Below are 7,730 nucleotides of genomic sequence, written 5' to 3' on the forward strand. Positions count from 1 at the left end.
CGCTATTAGATCCTGGCTGTTTGTTCATCGTACCTCCAGCATTATCTCCTGAATTTACATTAAACATTGGAATACCATCAATAACATAAAGTGCATTATCATTTTTCTCCAAAGACTTTGTACCACGCATAACTACACGAGCCGCAGCCCCAGCACCGGCTGAAGAAGCATTTATTGTTACGCCAGCTACTTTTCCTGATAAAGCATTAATAAAGTTAGCATCCTTTATATTAGTCAATTCATCTCCCTTTACTTGCTGTACATTATAACTCAACGCTTTTTGTTCACGTTTGATACCCAACGCAGTAACTACTACTTCGTCCAAGGTTTGCGTGTCTTCACCCATTGTGACTTTTAGGGGTTGGGCGTTGGCAAGCGTGATTGATTGGGAGATATGCGGAGTAGTATGAGAGAAGAACATCTCATACTAAATATAACCATTAATATTTGTATTTGATAATTCATACATTTGTGTAAATATATAAATTGTTGAGTGGATAGTTCTGTCTCTTTATTTATGTTGTTATTATTTACAATGTATAGTAAAAACAAAGGCTGCCTCATTCCAAAGGCAGCCTTTTCTATATGTACAATTTATTGTAGTTTGTTGCTATTCTTGCGGTGGGAATATAAACCCGTTCCCTTTGTTATCATCAAAAGAATAACTTGATGGCTTGGGTAAATTCTTACCATTCTTACTCCAGTCCCAAAGCAGAGTCTCATCCTCTGTAATTTCTCCGGTAGCACTATCCCTCTTCTTCCCATTCAATGGATAATAAAGCAGTAAATTGTCATCGTCAGGATTTACCATCTTCCATATATTCGAAGCTATCTCTTGCGAAGTTCTGGCCGTTTTCCAAAAACGAACCTCACGAATCAGCTCGTTTGAACCACCAATCCAAAAGCCAATCAATCCATAAGGACCTGTTCTGATTTCCCGGTCAGCAACCAGCACTCCGTTCACGTATACATAATTTTTTTGACCATCATATACGAAAGCTAACATATACCAAGTGTCAGGCTGTGCAGAGAATTTGTCAGCGGGAACATCAATCTGAGAGCTTCCCGTCTTAATTTGTAATTGATTAGGGTTAATAGTTACATCACCGAAACGAGTATAAATCTCATCCATGGGACCAGCATTGGCAACCAATTTAGTTCCACAAATAGAACGATTGTTACTTTTGTAACTAGCCCTGTTGACCATAACTTCCATTGTCCATTGATCAACTTTGAAATCGTTAGGGAACATTTTATCATCCTCGCTCCCCGAACCACTTCCACTTGTACTTATCCGGAGCGCTTTTGTATTCACTCTTTGCTCAAGTACAAGTAAAGTCTCTTCTTGCCCTCTGATAATATTCACGTCACCTCCTGTAATACGTATAGGCAAAGCATAGTTACCTTCTAGTGAGAATTTTACATTCTTCAAAGAAATAGGAACATCCATCATTGCATAAAGAGGCATAAATGTTATTTTCTGTGAGATCTCATACATCTCTTTAGGAAGTACTATATAGTTAGTTCCATTTTTAGCATTATAAGCATCTAACTGAGCTTGATTACCAGCCTCCAATGTAACTTTTATTTCTTTAGTATCTTGAACAGCTAAAGCTACTTGCAGCCCTTTAATTTCCACATCTTTGCCTTCTTCCACAAAGCTTTGTAATACGCCGTTATTAGCTATATATACTCCTTGCTCACTTTGAAAATCATCCAAAGGATTTTTATATAACTCATTTTGACAACCTGTTAAGAATAACAGAACAGCTAAATAAATATTCTTTTTCATAATAGTCATTCTTTAATATTAATCGAACTTACCAGGATATACCTGATTACCAAAATACAAGGCTTTTCTCAACCATTTGTAAGGAGGGTCATTCGGGTAGTCATACTCCATATGATAAGTGCCTATACCACCTATTCTCTTACCACTGGGCAAATCGAGTGTTGCATAGTCAAGAATCTGATTCCCTTCCATGCTGTTCAATTCAGGACGTACACTTGTATAATAAGTTATACCACCAGTTTTCCACCCTTGTTCAAATTCTACGGTAATAATTGTTTTACGCTCCCAGTCGTCCAGATTCGGTTTATTTATTTTATAAATTACAGAACTAGTACTTGATTCCCAATATGCCTGATAGATATAATGATCAACCAATTTTGAAGTTTCTGTAGATAAGAGATCCGGCTGACCATCCATAACTAACATTCTTCCAGCAGGACGTAGACGGGCACTTAAAGTTTCAATGAAAACCTGCATCTTATTATTACCGCTAGGACTGATTGTCTGGTAGTTTGCTAAAGTTCCGGAATGTCCATATCCAGGTTCGTAGTCAATATCAAAACCATCAAGATTGTACTTTTCAATACTATCACAAATAGCATTTGCATATGCTTTTACTCCTTCAATGAAGTTTCCTTGTCCCTTTTCTTCTACCCAATATTGCGTTGCATTCAATCCTTTAGGAGTCAGCTGATCTCCCAAATCTTGAATAATCCAACATAATAATGCCTTTCCTCCTTTCACTTCCTGGAAGAATTTCAAATCTGCTTTCTGTTCATCAGAAAGGTAACCTCTTGTTCCCCAGAGAGATACAAAATCTACACTATCGGGTAACATCTTCAAATAATTTTGAGCGTTGTTTCCTTTTCCAGTCCAGTTACCAAACCAACCAAAGCCTTTCACATGAGGAGTTTTTCTATATTCTCTTATTTGAGCGAAATATTCACGCATGGTCGGTGTAAGATCTTCTTCGGTTTGGGCTTCTATTAGGGGAATCAGACGGTGCATTCCTTCTTGATTCTCAAAAACCTCTCTTTCTTCAGATGTCCAGTCAGAACAGCTTAGTATACTTAAGGCAGATATACCTATACACAAATACTTTAATAATTTCATAATTTTCTTTTCTTAAAAATGAATATCATTATTACTGATTAGGTTGTTTGGGCCTGTTTGAACGTACCCACCATAATTTAGTAGCTCCTATATCTCCACCTCCCAGCAATGTTGGAATTTCAGCCATATTAGGATTGGAATTATAGGCTGTAGGAGCAAATCTAAAGCGTTCAGGAACTCTGCAATCTTCTATTGAGGCGCCAATTCTTCCAGGAGCAGCTTCATCCATAGGTTTCATTAAATATGGGAAACCGGTTCTGCGATATTCGGTCCAGGCTTCCACAGCGTTCGGATATAGTGCCAGATATTTTTGCGTAATAATTTTCTGTAACTGTTCTTCTTGCTTACTCAAATTTCCTGTGTAATCATCCCATTTGGGTGAAGTATTTCCAATGCTTAAATCATGGTTATAAGTGCCATATTTGTAATTACTACCAGTGAGTCCGGTTGGTTTACCTGTTCCTGACAGGTATGTGGCAACTCCACTGACTCCTTGCTCTTGAAATGAAATATTTATTCCTTGTTCATAGAACGTTTTGGGGTCACCACCTATCAAATTGTATAGAGCAGCTTCTGCTTTCAGAAAATAAGTTTCGGATGCTCTGAACCAATATAAAGGAGAATTAGAATCTACTTTCGGACGCGATGCAAATTTTGCAGAATATGAGGTTTCCGATTTAGATTTACTATTCGTCGGTGCAACCGGAAAATAACCTGTTTGCGCCCAACTGCCAGAACCATATGTTCCTTCAGTAAAATATGCACTTAACCTAGGGTCTTTATATCCATCCAAATATCCCCAAATAGTGGCGCCCATTCTTGTTTCGTTATATTCATTGACAGATGCTAACATTGAATTCAGCAATGGCATTTTATCAGAACTTTTGATCTTTGCTTCACTTGAAATATCTTCGATAACACCGCCATTTTTAGGATCTAATGCTTTCGTAATATATTCTTTAGCCAAAGTCTCATCTATAAAATGTACTCTGACAGCTATTCTCAACATTAATGAGTTAGCCAGTTTTACCCAGTTTTGAACATTGCCATTGTATATCAAATCGTACTGAGCCATCACACTATAAGATATTGTATTCAGCAATTCTACTGATTTTGACAGATCAGCCAGCATGCTTCTGTAAACAACTTCCTGGCTGTCGAATTTTGGCGCAATACTTCCATCACCTGCTGAGTTATAAGCAATAGGACCGAAAACGTCTGTAGCTCGCAACCATGCTATATTTCTGACAATATTAGCAATCTCCAATATAGCTTGTTCTGATGGGGAATCCGAATCTTTAGCGATTTCATATATTTCATTCCAGGGCAAAAAGATTTGCGAGTAAAAGTTCTGATATGCATAATTCATTCTACTATCTGTAAAATTCCAATTAGCCTCATTATTAAATCCCCAATTATTATTATTGCCAAAATAACCAATATAGTTACCGGAAGATATCAAATCAGTATTTTGTAAATCATTTCCAGGTCCAGTTGTCAAACTAGGTGAACCTATAGGGATCACTCTTTGCTGCATATTCATGAAACGGGCACCATATTTAAGAGGACCTAATTCCCCATCGGAGACACCGTAAGGATTGGTATTGACAGCTTCATAATCACAAGCTGACATAGAACAAAGTGCCAAAAGCAGAATTATATATTTTTTCATATTCAATTCCTTTATTTATTTTAGAATCCAAATTTCAAACTCAATCCATAAGTAGACTGGCTGGGTAACATAAAGTAATCGTATCCTTGACCAAAAGTACCAGTGGAAGCTGTTAGTTCAGGATCATAAGGGGCCTTATTGTATATCATCCATAAATTAGTACCGTATACTGACAAGCTCAAATTATTAACAGTTCCTTTAAACCATTTATTGGGGAAAGTATAAGTTAGTCTGGCTTCCTGCAATCTCACATTAGTTGCTGAGTATGTATAGTAGGCATCCAAATTAGAAACTGCATCATAATAAGTTTTTGGATCAACTTTGAAATATCCTAATGATACACCACCTGCATCACGTGCATCTGCTGATGCTTCAGATACTCCATATCTGTCTAACATAGCTTGTGTTTTAGATATTACGATTCCTCCAATACGAGCTGTGAACAACAAGTTAAGATTAAATCCTTTGTAACTAAATCCATGCTGCCATCCCAAATTCCATTTAGGGTTCACGCTACCTAGCTTGTAGGGTGAGGTGGTTTCTGTAGTTAATGCCTGACCTGGCTGATAGTCTATATAATTATCACCATCTCTTTTTAGCCATTCATTTGCATATACAGTACCAATTTCTCCTCCTTCTCTCAAACGGAAACGCCCAACCTGAATATCCGTTAAATCTATCAAGGTATTTGTTACCGGATTCAAGACATCACGTGCCAATTGGATTATTTTATTTTTATTTGTCGTCGCAGTGAACGTTGTATTATAATTAAAATCACCAAATTTCTTGTCAAATCCTAAACTTAATTCAAGTCCTCTATTCTGAACATTACCGGCTTGTACAAACATATATTCAAAATTACTACCCAATGTAGCTTTCAGTAACTGATTATATGTATTTGAATGATAATACGTAACTCCGAAAGTTATTGTATTATTAAACCATTTGGAATCAAGACCTACTTCATAAGAACGAGTTCTTTCAGCTTTCAGATTGGAAATCGGATAATATTTAAAAGGTTTAAAGGTTCCTCCTTCAAGTTCGTGAGTGAGAGTTCCAGGAGTTAACCCTGTATAGGGGATCGGCGAACCTACCTCTGTATAGGAAGCTCTGACTTTCAGGAAACCTAAAGTTGGCTCTAATTTCTCTTTAATATTATTGGGTAACAGTTCAGTAACGATGGCAGACAAACCAACCGAAGGATAGAAAATCCACGGATCATCACTGTTTACCAATTGAGAAGGCTTATCGGCTCTCCCTGTCAAGGTTAGGTATAAGGCCGAATTCCATGATAACTCAGCAGAAGCAAATACAGCAAAATTTCTCCTGCGGCTGTCTCCACCAGTTTGACTTGCGGTGCTCTGCGTCGGGTCTATATTACTATATACAAATTTATTCGGTACTAATAGCAACTGCCCTCCATATCCACGTCCTTTTGTATCATATTCTTCGAAAGAAGTTCCTGCATTGATCGTAGCATGATAGATTTCAGCAAACTGTTTATCGAAGTTTACCATTATATCTGCATATTTCTGTCGAAACGTCTCGTTAGAGTATGTATAGCGTCCGTTTGTACTAGCATATGTGTTTATGGTAGATGCATAACGTTTATCTTCCTTTTCAGTATAGGTATTATCTAAACGTACACGACCTGCCACATTCAAATAGTTGGTAATATCGTACTTTAAAGAGGCATATAACATATAACGGTCTTTTACTTCCGGACGAATGTTACGATAGGCAATCCAATATGGATTTTGTATATCCATACCAAAATCTCCGGGACTCCATTGCTGTTGAGAATATCCGAGTTCACTATTATAGCGTTCAAAATACTTCTCTTTCTCAAAATCTTCACCGCGCGGATATAAGTATGCGCCAACAATTGGATTAAAATAAGTTCCATAAGAAATCATATTGTTATAATACTCACGTATATAACTTGCAGATGCATCTAATGTCAGCTTATCATTCAAGAATTTAGCAGTATTTCTCAATGTCACATTGTAACGGTGGTACTTGTTATTGGGGACAATACCATCAGAATTTACAGCAGCAATCGAAAAATAAGTCTGATTCTTATCGTTTCCGGTTGAAAGATTAAATGAATTATTAAAGGTTGCCCCTAATTCAAAGAAGTCTTTAGGATCATACGATGATTGATTTTCCAGTTTATCTCCCCACGAATAATAGTTTCCTGATATTCCATATCTATTTTGGAATTTAGGCATTGTGAGCGGTGTCATAAACTCTACTGAAGAAGATACATCTATACGCATTTTTCCAGCTTCGCCTTTCTTCGTATTGATTAAGATAACTCCATTTGCTGCACTTGCTCCATACAATGCTGCAGCAGACGGTCCAGTCAATACTGACACACTTTCAATATCATCCGGATTGAAATTGGCGATACCTTCACCTGAAGTTCTGCCGCTTCCGAATCCTGTTCCGTCGCCAGTTCTGTCAGCTTGATTACCAATTGGTACACCATCAACTACATATAGAACATTGTTATCTCCGCTAATAGATTTGTTACCACGCATTGTAACACGAGTACTACCTCCTACACCGGAAGCACTGCGTTGTATATTCACACCAGCCACTTTTCCGTTTAGACTATTGACGAAGTTAGCATCCTTTACGGAAGTTAAAGCATCATTGTTAACTTTCTGCACATTATAGCTAAGTGCTTTTTCAGAACGTTTGATACCCAAAGCAGTAACAACAACTTCATCCAATTTTTGTGTATCTTCCCCCATTGTTATTTTCAATGGCTGGGCATTGGTCAACGTGATTGCTTGGGAGGCATAACCGATATAGGAGATTTCTAACACATCACCTTTGGCAGCTTGTATTTTGAAATTTCCATCCATATCAGTAATCGCACCAGTAGCTGTTCCTTTCACCAGAATGCTAACTCCAATTAAAGGTTCACCTTGTGCATCTGTTACTGTTCCCGTTGCAACGATTGGTGTTTTTTCTGTTGTTCTACTTCTTTCTTAGTAGAAAGTACAATATGCTTATCGACTATTGAATAACTGATATTTGTTCCTTTAAACAGCTGACCCATAACGTTAGTCAGCGACTCTTTAGAACTTTATGATATGACACGATTAATATCGACGTCATTTGTGTTGTATACTACTGACATTG

The 7,730-nt window shown here is 37.4% G+C and carries 5 protein-coding genes; all 5 read right to left on the reverse strand.

The genetic code is table 11. The features are described from left to right. The coding region (locus HMPREF9007_RS12450) for a TonB-dependent receptor plug domain-containing protein (RefSeq protein ID WP_032850379.1) at positions 1-346 on the reverse strand (346 nt) is incomplete at its 3' end. A 264-nt stretch (positions 347-610) separates the two neighbouring features. After that, a complete protein-coding gene (locus HMPREF9007_RS12445; RefSeq protein WP_008761679.1) occupies positions 611-1,792 on the reverse strand; it encodes a DUF1735 and LamG domain-containing protein in 1,182 nt (393 codons plus the stop codon). An 18-nt stretch (positions 1,793-1,810) separates the two neighbouring features. Continuing rightward, the gene (locus HMPREF9007_RS12440) at positions 1,811-2,905 is read right to left on the reverse strand and encodes an endo-beta-N-acetylglucosaminidase family protein (RefSeq protein WP_008761680.1); all 1,095 of its coding nucleotides are present in this window, start codon (positions 2,903-2,905) and stop codon (positions 1,811-1,813) included. A gap of 31 nt (positions 2,906-2,936) precedes the next feature. After that, on the reverse strand, positions 2,937-4,577 hold the full coding sequence (locus HMPREF9007_RS12435; RefSeq protein WP_011107593.1) for a SusD/RagB family nutrient-binding outer membrane lipoprotein: 1,641 nt from the start codon (positions 4,575-4,577) through the stop codon (positions 2,937-2,939). A gap of 20 nt (positions 4,578-4,597) precedes the next feature. Then, positions 4,598-7,483 (reverse strand): SusC/RagA family TonB-linked outer membrane protein, encoded by a 2,886-nt coding sequence (locus HMPREF9007_RS12430; RefSeq protein WP_259023552.1) that lies wholly within the window; start codon positions 7,481-7,483, stop codon positions 4,598-4,600. Positions 7,484-7,730 lie beyond the last annotated feature (247 nt).

Origin of the sequence: Bacteroides sp. 1_1_14, from assembly GCF_000162515.1 — a bacterium.
In the GTDB taxonomy this organism is placed as follows: domain Bacteria; phylum Bacteroidota; class Bacteroidia; order Bacteroidales; family Bacteroidaceae; genus Bacteroides; species Bacteroides thetaiotaomicron.